Origin of the sequence: Streptococcus sp. 22.1, from assembly GCF_016648645.1 — a bacterium.
In the GTDB taxonomy this organism is placed as follows: Bacteria; Bacillota; Bacilli; order Lactobacillales; family Streptococcaceae; genus Streptococcus.
This window is the reverse complement of record NZ_JACLQK010000005.1, coordinates 79,986-97,241: the sequence shown is the minus strand read 5'-3', so window position 1 is coordinate 97,241 and position 17,256 is coordinate 79,986. Positions and strand designations below refer to the sequence as shown.

Below are 17,256 nucleotides of genomic sequence, written 5' to 3'. Positions count from 1 at the left end.
CTTTGAGATTATTAGAAAATTGGGTTTCAAGCCTTTTCTTATGCTATAATAGGATTACTATTGTAAAAAAATGGAGAATAAAATGACAAAAACACCTTTTATTGCAGCTGATAAACTTGAACAAATCACTGCAGAATTTCCCACACCTTTCCATCTTTACGATGAAAAAGGTATTCGTGAAACAGCACGTGCAGTTAATGCAGCTTTTTCGTGGAATCCAGGTTTTAAAGAATTCTTTGCTGTAAAGGCCACACCTAATCCAGCAATCCTCAAAATTTTGAAAGAAGAAGGGTGTGGTGTCGATTGTGCGACCGATACAGAGCTTGTCATGAGTAAGAAAATTGGTTTTGATAGTAGCGCCATTAGCTTTACGTCTAATGATACACGTGCAGAAGAGTTTGTTTACGCTCGTGATATTAATGCGACAATTAACCTTGATGCTTACGAAGATATCTTTTTCTTGCAAGAGGCTGCAGGACTTCCTGAAACCCTTTCTTTGCGCTTTAACCCAGGGGGCGTCTTCTCTCTCGGTACTGATATCATGGATCATCCTGAAGAATCAAAATTTGGGATGACTAAGGAACAGCTCTTCAAAGGCTATGCTTACCTTAAAGAAAAAGGAGTGAAATCATTCGGCTTGCATGCTTTCTTAGCATCAAATACAGTAACGAATGAGTATTACCCAACCTTGGCTGCTCAACTGTTTGAATTGGCGGTAGAAATCAAGAATGAACTTGGAGTTAGTCTTGACTTTATCAATTTATCAGGTGGTGTTGGGGTAGACTACACACCGGCTAATAAGCAAAATGACATTGCTGTTATCGGTGAAGGGGTTCATGCTAAATTTGATGAGATCCTTGTTCCGAATGATCTTGGACATATCAGTATTTACACTGAACTTGGACGTTTCATGACAGCACCTCATGGCCTTGTTGTTACTAAGGTTCTTCATATTAAGGATACTTATCGTCGTTACGTTGGTGTAGATGCTTCTGCGGTTAACTTGCTTCGTCCAGCTATGTACGATGCCTACCACCACATCACGAATATGACTAATCCAGATGGTGGCATTCAAGTAGTTGATGTGACAGGTTCTCTTTGTGAAAATAATGATAAGTTTGCTAAGAACCGTGAATTGCCAGAAGCTCGTATTGGAGATACCTTGGTTATCCACGACACAGGTGCACATGGTTTCTCAATGGGTTACAACTATAATGGACGTCTTCGTTCTGCAGAAATTCTCTACCAAGAAGATGGAACGGCTCGTATGATCCGCCGTGCAGAGACGATGAATGATTACTTTGCTACTCTTGATGGTTTTGATTTTGACATTTAACAAAAAATAAGCTAGGCCTTAAAGGCCCTAGCTTATTTTACTTTAATGATGACAGCTTCAAGAATGATATCGGCTAACTCCTCAGGGGATTCGATACAGCCTTCTTTGAGCCATAATGTTAAAATGGTAACAATGGTGCTAACATAAACTTCCAATGAATATTTGGCAGGGATATGATAGCTTTGTTCCATGAGCTCTGTAACATTTTCAATATCAGAGTTAAGGATAGTCTCGATAATGAATTCACGAATCATCTCATTGATGTTTGGAATGTGTGTCATTAAGGTGAGACAGAGTTTTTGATTTTCCTTAAGATATCCTAGCATTTCAGTAACAACACCCTCTTGGTAGGTCATGTCTTCCTGAAGAATACTTGAAACTTTATCTAAAATCTTTGAGAAGGTTGTTTCAACCAAATCTTCTTTATTTGAATAGTAGTAGTAGAAAGTTGGTCTGCTGAGATTTGCCTTCTTGATGATGTCTGTGATGCTGATTTGTTCGAGTGAACTCTCTTCTAAGAGTTCAATAAATGCGTTGACAATTTTTCGTTCGGAAATAGTTGCTTCCTTGAGCATAAATAAACCCCTTTATATAAACATAATAATAATTCCACAACTTATATAATAACCTATTTTTTTTCTAGAAATCTTACAAGTCCTTTACAGTTGTAAGTGGAAAATACTGAAACTCTCATTTTGTCGATATTTTAAACGAAAAAACTTTTTTTCTATACGTTTTTAAGAACCAACGTCTTATTTGTCAGTAGGGTCCATTTTTGCTATAATATAAGGTAAATCAACGTTATAGGAGAATTAAATTTATGAACACCGTCCTTTGGATTATTCTTGTTTTTGTAGCCCTTTTGGGTGGTTTTTATGGAGGCGCATACTTTGCCCGCAAACAAATGGAGAAAGAATTGGCTGAAAATCCTCGTTTGAATGTGGACGCTGTTCGTACCATGATGTCGGCTGCGGGTCAAAAGCCAAATGAAGCAAAAGTGCGTCAAACATATAACCAAATTATCAAACAACAAAAACAAGCACTTGCAGATAGCAAGAAAAAGAAAAAATAATGGTGGGGAGCTGGGACGTGAATCTCAGCTTTTTACATGTAACCTAGGGGATAAGGAGGCAAGATGGATAATCGACCTATAGGATTTTTAGATTCTGGTGTCGGAGGACTGACGGTGGTACGTGAACTTAAACGTCAGTTGCCTCACGAGTCTATTGTTTATATTGGTGACTCTGCTAGGGCGCCGTATGGTCCTAGACCAGCAGAACAAATCAGAGAGTATACCTGGCAGTTGGTTAAATTCCTTCTGACCAAAGATGTAAAAATGATCGTTATTGCTTGTAATACGGCAACAGCAGTAGTTTGGGAGGAAATCAAAGGAGCCTTGGATATCCCAGTTCTAGGTGTGGTTTTGCCTGGTTCTAGTGCTGCCATTAAGTCTAGTCAATCGGGTCATATTGGCGTCATTGGGACTCCTATGACGATTTCCTCTAACATCTATGAACAAAAAATTAAGCATCTGGCACCACAAATGAATGTCTTGAGTTTATCTTGTCCTCGCTTTGCCCCTATTGTTGAATCCAATGAAATTAACTCAAGTGTGGCTAAAAAGATTGTTTATGAGAGCATGGCACCTTTAGTCGGTAAGGTAGATACCTTGGTTTTAGGTTGCACCCATTACCCACTTTTACGTCCTATCATCCAGAATGTTATGGGGCCAAGTGTCAAGCTAATTGATAGCGGAGCTGAAACAGTTCGTGATGTTTCCGTTTTGCTCAATTATTTTGAAATTAATCGTAGCCGTGAAGTCGAAGACAAGACGGAAGAATATTACACCACAGCTAGTGTGCTTGGTTTTAAAGAAATCGCAGAACAATGGCTGGGTGAAGAAGTTGCTGTCCAACATGTCGATTTGGACAAGGAGTTAGAAAATGACTAAATCAATTTTAGAATATAAAGACGAACAAGACTGGTATTTGGCTAGTTTTGGAAGCTACAATCACTTGACTTGTTTTGGTGGTGATGAGGCCTATGAACAATTTGTTGACCTTTTCCAAGCCTTGACTAACGTTTTGGCTGTTAGTGGTTTCCAGTTACATATTGCTAAACATTCTTCAGACCTTCGCTTGGTATCCTTTATTTTGGATTGCTTGAAAGAGCAAACTGGTCGTGACCTAGCTGTTACGCAACATCAAGGGGCCTTGGTAGTTAGTGAAGGGGATAAGCTTGTCTATGTTCATGTGCCAAGAGAAGGTGTCACCTTGAGTGATTTCTTTGGTTCTGATAACAAATCAGATTTTGGTGATGTCCTATTGATTGCGACACGCAATGAAGGAAAAACTAAGGAATTTCGTAAACTATTTGGAAAACTAGGCATTAAGGTAGAGAATCTTAATGATTATCCAGACCTTCCTGAAGTTGCTGAAACAGGTATGACCTTTGAGGAAAATGCACGCTTGAAGGCGGAAACCATTTCTGACTTAACTGGTAAAATGGTCCTCTCAGATGACTCTGGTTTGCAGGTAGATGTTCTTGGAGGTTTACCAGGCGTTTGGTCTGCACGCTTTGCAGGCCCTGATGCCACAGATGCTGAAAATAATGCTAAATTATTGCATGAGCTCGCTATGGTGCTTGATGATAGCAAACGTACGGCGAACTTCCATACAACCCTAGTTGTTGCAGCACCTGGACGTGATAGTTTGGTTGTTGATGCCGACTGGAAGGGTTATATTGGCCGAGAACCTAAAGGTGACAATGGTTTTGGTTATGATCCTCTCTTTTTAGTTGGTAATACGGGTAAAACAGCAGCAGAGCTTTCTGCAGAAGAGAAAAATGAACAATCTCACCGTGGACAAGCTGTTAAGAAACTTATGGAGGTCTTCCCAGCATGGCAGAACAAACAATAATCGTAATGAGTGACTCCCATGGGGATCGTGATATTGTAGCAGATATAAAAAAACGTTATCAAGGAAAGGTGGATGCCATTTTCCACAACGGAGATTCGGAGTTAGAATCAAGTGATCCTATTTGGAAAGGTATCTATGTAGTTCGAGGAAACTGTGATTATGATTCAGGTTATCCAGAACGTTTGGTCGTTAAACTTGGAGATGTGATTATTGCACAAACACATGGTCATCTCTATGGCATTAATTTTACCTGGGACAAGTTAGATCTTTGGGCGCAACAAGAGGATGCTGATATTTGTCTTTATGGCCACTTGCATGCGGCAACAGCTTGGCGAAATGGTAAGACAGTGTTTATCAATCCAGGTTCTGTTTTACAGCCACGTGGACCTATCCATGAGAAACTTTATGCAAAGGTGATTATAAATGATGCAAAAATTCGTGTGGAATATTACACACGTGACCATGAACTTTATTCAGAACTTACACAGGAATTTGAACGATGATTGCTAAAGAATTTGAAGATTTTTTGTTGGCTCGTTTAGATAATTATTTAATTCCATCAGATCAGGTTGCTATTTTTATTGATAGTCATAACGCTAATCATGTGGTTTTGCTTTTGACGAGTAACGGTTATTCGCGCGTTCCCGTTTTGACTAAGGATAAGCATTATCTTGGGACCATATCTTTGACAGATATTAAGCGTTATCAAGATGAACATAACTTGCAAGAGTGGGAGATGGTTAACCGTGATATCGGGCCGATGACATCAGATGTCGTGGAAACAGTGGAAGATAATGCTAATCTAAACGAGGTAATGCATAAACTAGTTGATAATCCTTTCCTTCCTGTGGTTGATAGCCAAGGTATTTTCAAAGGAATTATCACACGAAAATCGATTCTAAAGGCGGTTAATAGCCTCTTACATGACTTTACACATGACTATATCATCATTCCAAAAACAACTGACAACTCAGATCACTGATTTTCTGGCTACTAAGGTCATTTCAGAGAGTTCAAAGCAAGCTTATACTTATGATCTTAAGCAGTTTACAACTTTGATTTCAGGACAAATTGATCAAACCACTTTAAAGCTCTATGAAAACCAACTTAAGGAATGGAAGCCATCCGTACAAAAACGTAAGCGCTCTGCGGTCAATCAATTTTTACTATATCTCTATCAAAAGGGTGAATTAGCGAAATTTTTCAAACTATCAGAGATGGTAACGCTACCTTCTCAGGAGGATAAGTTGCAGATACTGGATCTTTCGTCGCTTTACGAGGGACGTGAAGGGGCTGGGAAACTGGCCTGTCTGCTGATTCTAGAGTTGGGGCTCTTGCCTTCAGAGATTTTGGAGTTGGACTGGTCCGATATCGACTTGGATTTTGGTGTTGTAACTGTGGCCAAGGGAACGACTAAGCGTGTTCTTAGACTTGAAGCAGATTTGAAACAGTATTTGTTGGCTATTAAAGATGTGAACAGTCAGGGATTGCTTTTGGGTAAGGTCTATACTCGACAATGGCTGTATAAGCAAATCCAGACTTATGTTAGTGACTGTGGCTTATCGAATGTAACTGCTCAAGTCTTGCGTCAGCAATTTATTCTTAGACAAATTGAAAAGGGAACGGGCGCCTTTGAACTTGCTCGTTTACTGGGACTAAAAAGTCCAGTGACCTTGGAGAAATACTATAAAATCTAATGGATATTAAGTTAAAAGATTTTGAGGGGCCACTGGATTTGTTGCTCCATCTGGTTTCTAAGTATGAGGTAGATATTTACGATGTCCCCATTGTTGAGGTTATTGAGCAATACTTGGCTTATTTGGCAACCTTGCAAGCCATGAAGCTTGAAGTTGCTGGGGAATATATGCTTATGGCTAGTCAGCTCATGCTGATTAAGAGTCGTAAGCTTCTGCCGACAGTGGTGGAAGCTGAGCCAGAAGCAGATGATCCAGAACTAGAGCTCTTGAGTCAGTTGGAAGAATATGCACGCTTCAAAGCGGTTAGTCAAGAGTTGGCTAAGCAGCATGAAGTGCGAGCTCAGTATTTTTCAAAACCAAAAGTTGAATTAGTTTATGAAGATGTGACGCTGAATCAGGATAAGACCATTCAAGACATTTTCTTGGCTTTTTCAAAAATCATGACTGAAAAGCAAGAAGAAATTCGGCGAAATCACACGACCATTGCGCGTGACGATTATAAAATTGAAGACATGATGCTAATTATTGAGGAAGCATTTGGCTCAAAAAATGAGCTATATCTGGATGAACTTTTCACAGATGCTAAAGATATGAATCAAGTAATCACCCTCTTTTTGGCAACTCTTGAATTGATTAAGGTACATCGCATATCAGTACAACAGGAAACAATTTTTGGCACAATCACACTAAGAAAGGAATGGACGAATGAGTAGTCACTTAGCACGATTAGAAGCTTTACTTTTTGTGGCTGGTGAAGATGGTCTTAGTCTACGTACTATGGCACAGCTTTTGGAAATGCCAGTGACGGGTCTGACTCAGTCTTTGGAGAAATTGCAAGCTAAGTACAAGGCAGATGAGGATTCAGCTCTGTGTTTATTGGAATCATCAAATACCTATAAGTTAGTGACTAAACCAGATTTTGCAAGTCTCCTTCGTGACTATTCTAAAACGCCTATTAACCAGAGTTTATCACGAGCGAGTCTTGAGGTCCTCTCTATAGTTGCGTATAAACAGCCCATTACTCGTGCTGAAGTCGATGACATTAGAGGTGTTAATTCGAGTGGCGCTATTGCTAAACTTCAGGCCTTTGATCTTATTCAAGAGGCTGGTAAAAAGGATGCTGTCGGTCGTCCTAACCTATATGCGACTACTGATTATTTCCTTGACTATATGGGCATTAACCATTTAGACGAGCTTGTGGCGATTGATCAACTAGAACTTGAAGAGCAAGAAACGAGTCTCTTCAGGGAAGATGCTTCAGAGGAGCTTTAGGACTTGGACAATTAAGAGTAAACCTTGTTGAAACTAATCATTAAAAATAAAGAAACATAGCAGAGGTGCTAGGTAGAAAGGATACAGCTTAAGCTGTAGAAAAAGAATGCGAATTAATAAATATATTGCCCACGCTGGTGTGGCCAGCCGTCGTAAGGCTGAGGAACTAATTAAAGAGGGTCGTGTGACCCTAAATGGTAAGACCGTTACGGAATTGGCAACAATTGTCAAAAATGGTGATATTGTAGAGGTAAATGGTAGCCCAATTTATAATGAAGAGAAGGTCTATTATCTTCTTAATAAACCACGAGGGGTTATTTCTTCGGTATCTGATGAGAAAAATCGTAAGACGGTGATTGACCTCATGCCCCACGTTAAGGAACGTATCTATCCTGTTGGTCGTCTTGACTGGGATACGACGGGGCTTCTTATTTTGACTAATGATGGTGACTTTACCGATAAGATGATTCACCCACGTAATGAGATTGACAAGGTTTATTTGGCGCGTGTCAAAGGTATTGCGACCAAGGAGAACCTTCGTCCTTTGACTCGTGGTGTGGTCATTGATGGTAAGAAAACAAAACCAGCACGTTACAATATTATCAAAGTAGACCATGAAAAGAACCGTTCAGTTGTTGAATTGACAATTCATGAAGGGCGTAACCACCAGGTTAAGAAAATGTTTGAATCAGTGGGCTTGCTTGTTGATAAGTTGTCACGTACGCGTTTTGGTACCCTTGATTTAACAGGGCTTCGCCCAGGTGAATCACGCCGTCTGAATAAGAAAGAAATCAGTCAGCTTCATAACGCTGCTGTCAATAAGGTTAAATAATGAAAAGATTTCTGATTGCCTTAGTAAGGGTTTATCAGAGATGGATTTCTCCCCTATTTCCACCCTCTTGCCGTTTTCGTCCAACTTGTTCGGTTTATATGATCCAAGCAATAGAAATGCACGGTTTAAAGGGAGTTCTTATGGGAGTTGCCCGTATCTTAAGATGTCACCCTTTATCAGAGACTGGAGATGATCCGGTGCCAGATTATTTTAGTCTAAAACGTAATAAAACTCCTTTGGATAAATGAATCCAAAGGAGTTTTTCTATGCTTAAGTTTTTGACCAAGTTTTTGGCAGGAAGAGGAGTAGTAAAGGATAAATTTCCAAACGTCCTGCAATCATAGCAAATCCCATGATAAGCTTAGACAAAGGACTGAAAATAGCAAAGCTATCACTCGTTCCAAGTAAAGGTCCAATATTGTTAAAGGTTGAAGCAGCAGCGCTTGTCACAATCAAGAGGTCTTGATTATCCAGTGATAAAACAGTGACTAAACTTAGTATAATGAGTACATATACAGCTAAATATTTAAGAACACTGTGTTGAGTTTCTTTATCGAGAACACTTCCATTGATATGAAGTGACAGGATACGATTAGGATAGAGACTAGCCAGGGTCTGATTTCGTGCAATCTTAGCAATAATCATAGCACGGATAATCTTGAAACCACCGGCAGTAGAACCTGCTGATCCCCCGATAAACATCAGGAGGAGTAGGATATACTGAGAAAAGAGTGGCCATTTGGTAATATCCGTTAGACCAAAACCGGTTGTTGTGATGATGGTTGACACTTCGAAAAATGAGTATTTGAAAGAGTCAGCCAAATTGTGGTAAATCCCAAAAATATTGAGGAAAATCAAACCTGTTGAAATAGCCACAATCGCAAAGTAGGTACGTAGTTCTTCATCTTGGAAGAAAAACTTGATTTTGCGAAGGAGGATATAGAAATAAAGGTTGAAGTTAACTCCAAAGAGTAGGGTACCAACAGTAACCACATAGGTAATCAGATCACTGTGGTAATGGGCGATAGAGTCATTATAGACAGCAAATCCCCCAGTACCTGCGCCCCCCATAGCAGTGATGATACTATCAAAGATTGGCATACCGCAAAGCCAGAGAATAACAGCAAAAATAACAAACATAGTCAGATAGATGATGTAAAGAATCTGAGCTGTATTTTTGAGCTTGGCAACGACTTTACCAAATACTGGACCAGGAACCTCTGCACGCATAACCTCATGGTGACCATTTTTACTGTTGTTCATGATGGCTAGGGCAAAGACCAATACCCCCATCCCTCCAATCAAGTGGGCGAAGCTTCGCCAGAAAAGTAGGGAGTGGGTAAGTACTCCAGTATCTGTAAGAATAGTAGCCCCCGAGGTTGTGAAACCAGAGCTCATCTCGAAAAAGGCATCAATGACACTTGGGATCTGACCAGCAAAGACGAAGGGCAATCCTCCAAAGAAGGACCAGAGCACCCAACAGAGGGCTACAATAAGCATTCCTTCTTTGGTGTAAATATGGTAGTTCTTTGGTTTAAAGAGAGTACCAAGCATCCCGAGAAAGAGGAGAATCCCCATCGTACCCAAGATGCTGGCAAATACTTTAGCATCTTCTTGATAAATAAGAGCGACGATAAGTGGTACAACCAAGAGAGCAGCCTCAATCAGTAGGAGCTTGGCAATAAGAAAACGGACAATAGATCGATTCATGGCAACTTACCTCTTCAACAAGTCGTAAATGTGAGTTACATTTTGTAAGAGTGTAACGACCACGATTTTATCCCCAATAGCGAGTCTGTCTTCTCCCGTTGGGAAAATAGATTTTCCATTGCGGATAATAGCAGCGATAAGGACACCGTTAGCAAATTCAAGCTCAGAAAGTTTCTTTCCAGCGATTTTGTTATTTTCCTTAATTTGGAATTGCAAGGTTTCGATACGACCATTAGCCACATGGTGAAGGGCATCAAGACTAGAGTCTTTGGCATTAAAACGCCCACGTACAAAGTGCATTACAGTGTCAACAGCGATACTCTTAGGAGTGACAATTGTTGTTGTCTCACGTGGATCGATAATCTCTAAGAGACTAGTACGGTTAACCTTAGTAATATTCTTGTGAATACCAAGGCTTTCGAGGAACATAGAGGTAATGATATTTTCCTCATCTACTCCGGTTAGGGTAGCTACGGCATCATAACTGGCTGCACTTTCCTCGAGAAGAAGGTCTTTAGCAGTACCGTCACCTAAGATAACAGAAACTTCAGGGAAGACCTGACTAAAGGTTTGCGCACGGTCCATTTTTTGCTCAATCAATTTGACCTTAATACGATTGTTTTTCAAGATATTGAGCAAGTAGTAGGAGATGCGCCCAGCACCAATCAACAAAAGTTTTTTGATGCTTTTTGGCTTGATGTAACTGTGGAAAAGTGCCATATCAACACGTTTACCAGTGACATAAATCTTATCCCCAATTTGCATGGTAGCATTTCCATCTGGAATGATGAGTTCACCCTGACGGTGAATCGTGCAAACTAGAATATTGCCGAATTTCCTACGGAATTGTTCCATTGTCATACCAGATAATTGGCTATTTTCAGTAACTTTAAATGCCATAAGAATAACGCGTCCATTAGCAAAAGTTTCAACTGATAGGGCGTTTGGAAATTCAACTGTATTGGCAATATAGCGAGCTGTTAAAAGTTCAGGGTTAACTACTAGTGAGAATCCAAGAAAGTTTTTGTCTTTGAAATAAGCATTAGAGTATTCTGGGTTACGTACGCGAACAACAGTTTCTTTGGCACCCATTTGTTTAGCCAGAACTGCTGAAATCATGTTCACTTCATCTTTATCAGTCATCGCGATAAAGACGTCACAGTTGCTAACCTCGGCTTGTTCCAAAATTTTAAAATTAGCCCCATTTCCAGCAAAGCCCATAACATCATAGCGTTTGCTGAGGCGTTTGAGGACCTCTTCCTTTTCTTCAATTAAAATAACATCGTGCTTCTCTTCAACAAGAGAACGACAGAGTGCGGTACCGACTTTACCGGCACCTACGACAATAATACGCATGAGTTACCTCCAAATAATCATTACTATGATACTCTATTTTAGCGGAAAAATCATCCTTTTCAGCTAGCTTTATCAACTATTCCTATTTAAGTGAATAAAGGTGAAATTTTTCTTTAAATAGTATTGACTTTTAGACCAGAAGTGCTAAAATATATTCAAAGATTCGTTATTTTAAATCTAACCTGTCATGATTTAAGCTAATGAACGTCCACAACCATGTCGTCTGCTGAGCTTGACTCCGGGCGACATGGTATTTTTTATGTCTAGGAGAATTGAGATGTCACGTAATCATATTGTCTTGTTTGAACCTCGTATTCCACAAAACACCGGAAATATTGCACGTACCTGTGCAGCGACTAATAGCCCTCTTCATATCATCCGTCCTATGGGCTTTCCAATTGATGACAAGAAAATGAAACGTGCAGGTTTAGACTACTGGGATAAGCTTGACATCACTTATTATGACAATTTGGCAGATTTCATGTCTAAAAATCAAGAGGGGCGTTTGCATTTAGTCACGAAATTTGCGGATAAGACTTATTCAGAAGAGGCCTATGCCGATGGTGAGGACCACTATTTTATGTTTGGTCGTGAGGATACAGGCCTACCTGAAGATTTTATGCGTGAGCATCCTGAAAAAGCTATTCGTATTCCGATGAATGATGAACATGTGCGTAGTCTAAATGTGTCCAATACTGTTTGTATGATTGTTTACGAAGCGCTTCGTCAGCAACAATTTGAGGGGCTAGAGCTGAGTCACCGTTATCAACACGATAAATTAAAATAGATACTTCATTTTGTTTTAAAAGAATAATTATAGTCATTGACTATCAACAGATTAGAAATCCATAATTTGAAAACCTTGTCACCAAGGTTTTTTTATGTTATCCTTAAAAGGTCTTCAGGGCAGGGTGAAACTCCCGACCGGCGGTGATTCTTTGGATAAGTCCGCGAGCGCAAGCTGATGAGGTGTGATTCCTCAACCGACAGTATAGTCTGGATGGAAGAAGACCAGTCTTTTTGCGTAGGCTTTTTTTGGCATGGGCAAATCCATTGGGAACTTCTTTCAAATTGTTAAAATTTGGAGGAATTTTTTTATGACAAACACACGTAAATTGGCTTACATTGCCATTTTATCTGCAGTTTCATTCTTGTTGCTTTATTTTTCATTTCCATTGATTCCAGCGGCAGATTTTTTGAAGGTTGATTTTTCAATCCTTCCTGTTCTTATTGCCTTGGTTATCTTTGATTTTAAGAGTGCCATTGGTGTTCTCTTGCTTCGTTCATTGTTGAAGCTCTTGCTAAACAATGGTGGACCAGGATCAATGATTGGACTTCCTATGAATTTTATTGCTCTAGGCGTCTTTGTTTGGGGCCTAAGCTATTTTTGGAAGAAAAATCAAACAAGCAAGAATTATATTCTTGGTTCTGTTTTAGGAACTGTTTTGCTTACAGTTGCTATGGTTATTCTTAACTATATTTATGCAGTACCACTCTATGCTAAATTTGCCAACTTTGATATTGCACAATTTATAGGTCTCTATAAATACCTTTTCGTTATGGTAGTACCTTTCAATTTACTTGAAGGATTGATTTTTGCAGTAGCCTTTGCTTTAATTTATGCTCCACTTAAGTCTATTCTAGTAAAATTATAAATATGAAACACAAACACACACATTATATTTATGCTTCTTTTGCCTTATTGTTATTTGTTGCTCTCGGTTATTTGGTTAAGTTCTACCCTGAAGTCTTGACAGGATTTGATAGCAACATTCAAACTTGGGTTCGAGGAGGCTTACCAGCAGGATTGACACGCTTTTTTAAAACGATTACCATGCTTGGGAATACGCCTGTACAGGCTATTATTGCAATCGTAGCAGTCATCTGGCTTTATCTACGTCAGTATAAATCAGAAGCTATCTTTGTGGGAGCCAGTGGGCTTCTCGCTAGTATCTTGATTGTAAGTTTGAAGTATATTTATCAGCGTCAGCGTCCATCAATTACGCATTTAGTGCATGCTAGTGGTTATTCTTTCCCTAGTGGTCATTCTTTGGGAACTTTTATGATTCTTGGAGCAATTGCCATTGTCCTTGCTCAGCGTTTGGAGAAAAAAGAATCTAAAATAGTAGTTTATGCTATTACTGGGCTTCTGATTTTCCTTGTTGGACTTTCGCGTATTTATGTAGGTGTTCATTATCCAACAGATGTTTTAGCTGGCTTTACCTTAGCCTTTGGGTTGCTTAATGCTATTTATCCAACTTATGATCGCATTCGCTTTGAATGGCGATTCCAAAGTAAACAGAAATAAAAAACATGTAGTTTTGAACTGCATGTTTTTTTGATACAAAGGAAGGTCTTTCCTATATAAAATGTATAAAAATAGCTTATTTTGACTATTGTTCTGTTAAAAATGCATTAACTGTATATTAATTATATTATAATTATGATATAATGTTTTTAAAATTTCAAAATAAAGGAGTGTCTCTTGAACATAAAAGACAGCATTGGACTAAGAATCAAAACTGAGCGTGAACGCCAGCAGATGTCACGTGAAGTGCTATGTTTAGATGGTGCGGAATTGACTGTTCGTCAGTTAATTCGCATTGAAAAAGGGGAGTCGCTCCCGTCTTTGGATAAATTATCTTATATTGCAAAACGTCTAGGAAAAAATATGACCGATTTATTGGATCATGATAATATTACTATCCCTGACGAATACTACGAGATGAAGAATCGTCTGATTAAGTTTCCAACGTATAGAAATCCAGAAAGAATAAAGGCTAAACTTGCCTTAATTGAGGAGGTCTATGAGAAATTCTTTGAACTTCTCCCAGAAGAAGAATTGTTAACTCTAGATATTTTGGAAAATATTTTGAGTTTTACTAGTTGGGAAGAGAGTCCTAAAGTTGAGGAGATATATGAAGACTTGTTTGAACAAGTCAAAAGGAAGAGGAAATTCTCAACTAACGATTTATTAGTTATTGACTACTATTTCTTCCATCTTTATGGAAGAAAACGGTATGATAAAAAACTTTTTGAAAGAATCGTAAAGAGAGTATTAAATCAGGAAATTTGGACAGATGATGTCTATAATATTGTTTTGTTTAATGATTTGATGGCTATCGCTGCTTTGAAGATTTTTCACAATTCCTTCTCAGACTTCTTAACAGTTGTGGATAAAGCCTTGGCTGTTATAGAAAAATCACAATTCTATAGCTATAAACCTAGTGTTTTTGTTCTCAAAGCCAAATATGAACTTCTTCATAAAGGAAACAAGAAAGAGGCTGCAGAAAATTACGATAAGGCCATAATGTTTGCTTCCGTTTTAGAAGACTCGGTACTAGAAGAAAGTATAAAGGCAGGTAAAGCGGCAGATGGTTTATAGAAATGGTGGTGACATAAATGTCACTACTTTTTTAATGGTTAAATGTTTACTATAGAAACATAAATAACAGTTAAAAGGAGTTTTATTTTGAAAAAACTAAAATTATTTACACTATTCTCACTACTTATCACTATCTTGCCTTATTTTGCAGGTTGTCTTTAATAAGGAGTCACCATGTCAAAATATCCATATATTTCACAGGTTGATCAGCGTGATTGTGGTGTCGCTGCCTTGGCCATGATTCTTAAACACTATGGTTCATCTTATAGTTTAGCTTATTTGCGAGAGTTGGCTCAGACTTCTCGTGAAGGTACTTCTGCGCTTGGTTTGGTGGAAGCGGCCAAGCAGTTGGATCTTGAAACTCAGGCTATTCGTGCGGATTTAGACTTGTTTAAACAAGAAAACCTATCTTATCCTTTTATTGTACATGTGGTTAAAGAAGGTGGGCTACAACATTATTATACGGTGTTTGGTCAAATCAAGGGGCAGCTTGTTATTGGTGATCCAGATCCTAGCAAGAAGGTCATTAAAATGCCCTTAGAGGAATTTGCCAAAGAGTGGACGGGAGTTGCTCTCTTTTTTGTTCCAGGAGAAGCCTATACTAAATACAAAGAAGATGTACCTGGACTTCTTTCTTTTTTACCAATTTTGTTTCGTCGTAAGGGTTTGATTGCAGTTATTGTCTTATTAAGTTTTCTAGTGACCCTTGTTAATATTATTGGTTCTTATTATTTGCAAGCTATTATTGACCGCTTGATTCCTCAGGGGGCCTATAATCTTCTGACCATGATTTCGCTAGGCTTATGTATCTCTTATCTTGCTCAACAAGTTTTTACTTTTTTCAAAGATTATCTTCTACATCGATTGGGTAATTACCTGTCCATTGCTGTCATTCTTCCTTATATCAAGCATGTCCTTTCCTTACCTATTAGTTTCTTTAGTTCACGTCGTACTGGTGAAATCACGTCACGTTTTGGAGATGCCAACACCATTATCGATGCTCTAGCTTCAACGATTTTATCGATTTTCCTAGATGTGACCATTGTGATGACTCTAGCTGTGGCTCTTATTGTACAAAATCAGTCACTTTTTGTGATGACTCTCACAGTAGTTCCTCTTTATGTTTTAATCATTGTGGCATTCTATAAGCTTTTTGAGAAAGAAAATTATCAATTGATGGAGGCAAATAGTCAGGTCAATACCGCTGTTATTGATGATTTGCGAGGTATTGAAACCTTAAAATCCTTGAGGGTTGAGGAAAGACGTTATCGGGAAATTGAGGTGAAATTCCATGACTATTTGAAGAAGTCTTTGTCTAAGGCCAAGTGGCAATTAACGCAGGATGGGTTAAAGACAGGGATTCAGTTAGTTTCTAATGTCTTTATTCTCTGGTATGGGGCACAATTGGTCATGGAAGGGCAACTATCTGCAGGTCAGTTGATTACCTATAATATGTTGCTCAATTATTTTACAACTCCTTTAATTAATATTATCAATCTCCAATCCAAAATTCAGCAAGCCAAAGTCGCCAATAATCGTCTTCAAGAAGTTTATGTTGTGGACAAGGAAGAAAAAGGAAAACTTAAAGAGTTATCTTTTAAACAACTTGCTTTTAAAGGAGTCAGCCACCGTTTTAGTTATCAGCAAGAGACTCTTAGTAAGATTGATTTAACGATTCATAAGGGTGAGAAAATCGCCCTCATGGGTAAAAGTGGATCTGGAAAAACGACCTTAGCTAAAATGTTGTCAGGTTATTATACGAAATCTAGTGGTCATGTAACCCTAGATAAAGATGCCATTAGCCATGCGGAGTTGCGTCAAATGGTGACTTACGTTCCCCAGCAGACCTATGTGTTTACGGGGACGATTTTAGAGAATCTTCTATTAGGATTTGAAGGAGAAGTTGACGAGAAAAAGCTTCTTAAAGTTTGCCAACAAGCTGATATCTTAGAGGATATTCAAAAAATGCCACTAGGCTTTCAGACCCAAGTATCTGAAGACGGTGGTCTATCAGGTGGTCAAAAACAACGCTTGGCTATAGCGAGGGCTCTCTTGTCCAAGCAGCCTATCTTGATTTTTGACGAAGCTACCAGTGGTCTCGATAGTGATACTGAAAGTAGGGTCATGACTAATCTTGCTAAGATTAAACGAACAATGATTTTTATTGCTCACCGCAATAGTGTACGTCAACATGTCAGTCGTGTAGTGACCATGGTGAGTGGCCAGATTGAGTCAGACAGTCCTAATTTCAATCTATTCCAGTTTATTTAAAATAATCTTCCTATTATATATGTAGAAAACTTAAGAAGTCTAAATTTTCACATCTTGCACCTATCTTATTAATATAGTATACTGGTAGTAGACTATTAAGAGGTGTAAACATGTTAGAGGCATATAAAAATTTTTGGTTAGGCTATCTCGATTTTTATGGTCGTACAAAACGATCAGACTATTGGTGGGTTGTCTTGATTAATGGAATTATCGGTAGTTTGATTTTCCTACTGATGGACTTACTTGGGGAAACAAGAGCTGCTGGCTTTACATTGACAGCTTTCATTCTATTTATAGCAGCAACGGCGCTTCCTACCATTTCTATGCAGATTCGTCGTCTACGTGATGCCAATTTCAATGTTGCTTGGATTGTATTAAAAGCGACCCCACTACTAGTAGTACTTTGGGTGATGTATGCCTTTCCTACAAGAGATTCAAAATAACTCCAATATAAAAAGGGTGAAACTAGTTAATCTAGT

At 38.7% G+C, this 17,256-nt stretch carries 20 protein-coding genes and 1 riboswitch; of the genes, 17 read left to right on the top strand and 3 right to left on the bottom strand.

Going from position 1 to position 17,256, the window contains the following annotated elements:
• Positions 1 to 82 precede the first annotated feature (82 nt).
• Positions 83 to 1,336, top strand: a complete 1,254-nt coding sequence (locus H7U04_RS03850; protein WP_201042747.1) for a diaminopimelate decarboxylase — start codon at positions 83 to 85, stop codon at positions 1,334 to 1,336.
• 32 nt (positions 1,337 to 1,368) lie between these two features.
• Here the strand turns inward: H7U04_RS03850 and H7U04_RS03845 are convergent, their stop codons facing one another.
• The gene (locus tag H7U04_RS03845) at positions 1,369 to 1,911 is read right to left on the bottom strand and encodes a TetR/AcrR family transcriptional regulator (RefSeq protein WP_201042749.1); all 543 of its coding nucleotides are present in this window, start codon (positions 1,909 to 1,911) and stop codon (positions 1,369 to 1,371) included.
• Positions 1,912 to 2,156: 245 nt separating this feature from the next.
• On the opposite strand from H7U04_RS03845, the gene H7U04_RS03840 reads away from it, so the two are divergent.
• The 10 genes from H7U04_RS03840 to yidD all read left to right on the top strand — a co-directional run bounded on the left by H7U04_RS03840 (position 2,157) and on the right by yidD (position 8,303).
• Positions 2,157 to 2,408 carry a YneF family protein gene (locus tag H7U04_RS03840; protein WP_002883695.1) on the top strand — a complete coding sequence of 84 codons (252 nt, stop codon included), beginning with the start codon at positions 2,157 to 2,159 and terminating at the stop codon, positions 2,406 to 2,408.
• 63 nt (positions 2,409 to 2,471) lie between these two features.
• Positions 2,472 to 3,287: a glutamate racemase gene (racE, locus tag H7U04_RS03835; RefSeq protein ID WP_002889898.1), complete on the top strand. Its 816-nt coding sequence runs from the start codon at positions 2,472 to 2,474 to the stop codon at positions 3,285 to 3,287.
• The gene (locus H7U04_RS03830; protein ID WP_198463494.1) at positions 3,280 to 4,254 is read left to right on the top strand and encodes a nucleoside-triphosphate diphosphatase; all 975 of its coding nucleotides are present in this window, start codon (positions 3,280 to 3,282) and stop codon (positions 4,252 to 4,254) included. The genes racE and H7U04_RS03830 overlap by 8 nt, the downstream gene beginning before the upstream one ends.
• Positions 4,236 to 4,757, top strand: a complete 522-nt coding sequence (locus H7U04_RS03825; protein ID WP_198463493.1) for a metallophosphoesterase — start codon at positions 4,236 to 4,238, stop codon at positions 4,755 to 4,757. The genes H7U04_RS03830 and H7U04_RS03825 overlap by 19 nt, the downstream gene beginning before the upstream one ends.
• Complete coding sequence (gene cbpB / locus H7U04_RS03820) at positions 4,754 to 5,236, top strand: cyclic-di-AMP-binding protein CbpB (protein WP_107372515.1); 483 nt, start codon at positions 4,754 to 4,756, stop codon at positions 5,234 to 5,236. Before H7U04_RS03825 ends, cbpB begins: the two co-directional genes overlap by 4 nt.
• Complete coding sequence (gene xerD, locus H7U04_RS03815; RefSeq protein ID WP_201059331.1) at positions 5,190 to 5,951, top strand: site-specific tyrosine recombinase XerD; 762 nt, start codon at positions 5,190 to 5,192, stop codon at positions 5,949 to 5,951. Before cbpB ends, xerD begins: the two co-directional genes overlap by 47 nt.
• Positions 5,951 to 6,664 carry a segregation/condensation protein A gene (locus tag H7U04_RS03810; protein WP_002889903.1) on the top strand — a complete coding sequence of 238 codons (714 nt, stop codon included), beginning with the start codon at positions 5,951 to 5,953 and terminating at the stop codon, positions 6,662 to 6,664. The genes xerD and H7U04_RS03810 overlap by 1 nt, the downstream gene beginning before the upstream one ends.
• On the top strand, positions 6,657 to 7,223 hold the full coding sequence (scpB, locus tag H7U04_RS03805) for an SMC-Scp complex subunit ScpB (RefSeq protein ID WP_201059329.1): 567 nt from the start codon (positions 6,657 to 6,659) through the stop codon (positions 7,221 to 7,223). The genes H7U04_RS03810 and scpB overlap by 8 nt, the downstream gene beginning before the upstream one ends.
• Before the next feature lie 106 nt (positions 7,224 to 7,329).
• The gene (locus H7U04_RS03800; RefSeq protein ID WP_002883686.1) at positions 7,330 to 8,055 is read left to right on the top strand and encodes a pseudouridine synthase; all 726 of its coding nucleotides are present in this window, start codon (positions 7,330 to 7,332) and stop codon (positions 8,053 to 8,055) included.
• Positions 8,055 to 8,303, top strand: a complete 249-nt coding sequence (gene yidD / locus H7U04_RS03795) for a membrane protein insertion efficiency factor YidD (RefSeq protein WP_201059326.1) — start codon at positions 8,055 to 8,057, stop codon at positions 8,301 to 8,303. Before H7U04_RS03800 ends, yidD begins: the two co-directional genes overlap by 1 nt.
• Before the next feature lie 22 nt (positions 8,304 to 8,325).
• On the opposite strand, the gene H7U04_RS03790 is transcribed toward yidD, so the two are convergent.
• Positions 8,326 to 9,765 (bottom strand): TrkH family potassium uptake protein, encoded by a 1,440-nt coding sequence (locus H7U04_RS03790; RefSeq protein ID WP_002886535.1) that lies wholly within the window; start codon positions 9,763 to 9,765, stop codon positions 8,326 to 8,328.
• Positions 9,766 to 9,771: 6 nt separating this feature from the next.
• The gene (gene trkA / locus H7U04_RS03785; RefSeq protein WP_037598979.1) at positions 9,772 to 11,121 is read right to left on the bottom strand and encodes a Trk system potassium transporter TrkA; all 1,350 of its coding nucleotides are present in this window, start codon (positions 11,119 to 11,121) and stop codon (positions 9,772 to 9,774) included.
• A 277-nt stretch (positions 11,122 to 11,398) separates the two neighbouring features.
• Between trkA and H7U04_RS03780 the strand changes: the two genes are divergently transcribed.
• The 6 genes from H7U04_RS03780 (at position 11,399) to H7U04_RS03755 (ending at position 17,220) form a co-directional block, all read left to right on the top strand.
• Positions 11,399 to 11,908, top strand: a complete 510-nt coding sequence (locus tag H7U04_RS03780; RefSeq protein ID WP_021143543.1) for a tRNA (cytidine(34)-2'-O)-methyltransferase — start codon at positions 11,399 to 11,401, stop codon at positions 11,906 to 11,908.
• Positions 11,909 to 12,014: 106 nt separating this feature from the next.
• Positions 12,015 to 12,137, top strand: a riboswitch (FMN riboswitch).
• An 81-nt stretch (positions 12,138 to 12,218) separates the two neighbouring features.
• Positions 12,219 to 12,776 carry an ECF transporter S component gene (locus H7U04_RS03775; RefSeq protein ID WP_155198345.1) on the top strand — a complete coding sequence of 186 codons (558 nt, stop codon included), beginning with the start codon at positions 12,219 to 12,221 and terminating at the stop codon, positions 12,774 to 12,776.
• Positions 12,777 to 12,778: 2 nt separating this feature from the next.
• Positions 12,779 to 13,429 (top strand): phosphatase PAP2 family protein, encoded by a 651-nt coding sequence (locus H7U04_RS03770; RefSeq protein WP_201059324.1) that lies wholly within the window; start codon positions 12,779 to 12,781, stop codon positions 13,427 to 13,429.
• 177 nt (positions 13,430 to 13,606) lie between these two features.
• Entirely contained in the window at positions 13,607 to 14,506 is a 900-nt protein-coding gene (locus H7U04_RS03765) for an XRE family transcriptional regulator (protein WP_201059322.1), read from the top strand.
• Between the two features lie 174 nt (positions 14,507 to 14,680).
• On the top strand, positions 14,681 to 16,777 hold the full coding sequence (locus H7U04_RS03760; RefSeq protein ID WP_201059320.1) for a peptide cleavage/export ABC transporter: 2,097 nt from the start codon (positions 14,681 to 14,683) through the stop codon (positions 16,775 to 16,777).
• Between the two features lie 110 nt (positions 16,778 to 16,887).
• Positions 16,888 to 17,220, top strand: a complete 333-nt coding sequence (locus H7U04_RS03755) for a DUF805 domain-containing protein (protein ID WP_002886546.1) — start codon at positions 16,888 to 16,890, stop codon at positions 17,218 to 17,220.
• Positions 17,221 to 17,256 lie beyond the last annotated feature (36 nt).

Coding starts and splice junctions, on each gene's coding strand:
- H7U04_RS03840 (WP_002883695.1), top strand. CDS start 2,157: ATGAACACCGTCCTTTGGATTATTCTTGTTTTTGTAGCCCTTTTGGGT.
- H7U04_RS03810 (WP_002889903.1), top strand. CDS start 5,951: ATGGATATTAAGTTAAAAGATTTTGAGGGGCCACTGGATTTGTTGCTC.
- scpB (WP_201059329.1), top strand. CDS start 6,657: ATGAGTAGTCACTTAGCACGATTAGAAGCTTTACTTTTTGTGGCTGGT.
- yidD (WP_201059326.1), top strand. CDS start 8,055: ATGAAAAGATTTCTGATTGCCTTAGTAAGGGTTTATCAGAGATGGATT.
- cbpB (WP_107372515.1), top strand. CDS start 4,754: ATGATTGCTAAAGAATTTGAAGATTTTTTGTTGGCTCGTTTAGATAAT.
- H7U04_RS03755 (WP_002886546.1), top strand. CDS start 16,888: ATGTTAGAGGCATATAAAAATTTTTGGTTAGGCTATCTCGATTTTTAT.
- H7U04_RS03780 (WP_021143543.1), top strand. CDS start 11,399: ATGTCACGTAATCATATTGTCTTGTTTGAACCTCGTATTCCACAAAAC.
- H7U04_RS03790 (WP_002886535.1), bottom strand. CDS start 9,765: ATGAATCGATCTATTGTCCGTTTTCTTATTGCCAAGCTCCTACTGATT.
- H7U04_RS03775 (WP_155198345.1), top strand. CDS start 12,219: ATGACAAACACACGTAAATTGGCTTACATTGCCATTTTATCTGCAGTT.
- xerD (WP_201059331.1), top strand. CDS start 5,190: ATGACTATATCATCATTCCAAAAACAACTGACAACTCAGATCACTGAT.
- racE (WP_002889898.1), top strand. CDS start 2,472: ATGGATAATCGACCTATAGGATTTTTAGATTCTGGTGTCGGAGGACTG.
- H7U04_RS03760 (WP_201059320.1), top strand. CDS start 14,681: ATGTCAAAATATCCATATATTTCACAGGTTGATCAGCGTGATTGTGGT.
- H7U04_RS03770 (WP_201059324.1), top strand. CDS start 12,779: ATGAAACACAAACACACACATTATATTTATGCTTCTTTTGCCTTATTG.
- H7U04_RS03850 (WP_201042747.1), top strand. CDS start 83: ATGACAAAAACACCTTTTATTGCAGCTGATAAACTTGAACAAATCACT.
- trkA (WP_037598979.1), bottom strand. CDS start 11,121: ATGCGTATTATTGTCGTAGGTGCCGGTAAAGTCGGTACCGCACTCTGT.
- H7U04_RS03830 (WP_198463494.1), top strand. CDS start 3,280: ATGACTAAATCAATTTTAGAATATAAAGACGAACAAGACTGGTATTTG.
- H7U04_RS03800 (WP_002883686.1), top strand. CDS start 7,330: ATGCGAATTAATAAATATATTGCCCACGCTGGTGTGGCCAGCCGTCGT.
- H7U04_RS03845 (WP_201042749.1), bottom strand. CDS start 1,911: ATGCTCAAGGAAGCAACTATTTCCGAACGAAAAATTGTCAACGCATTT.
- H7U04_RS03825 (WP_198463493.1), top strand. CDS start 4,236: ATGGCAGAACAAACAATAATCGTAATGAGTGACTCCCATGGGGATCGT.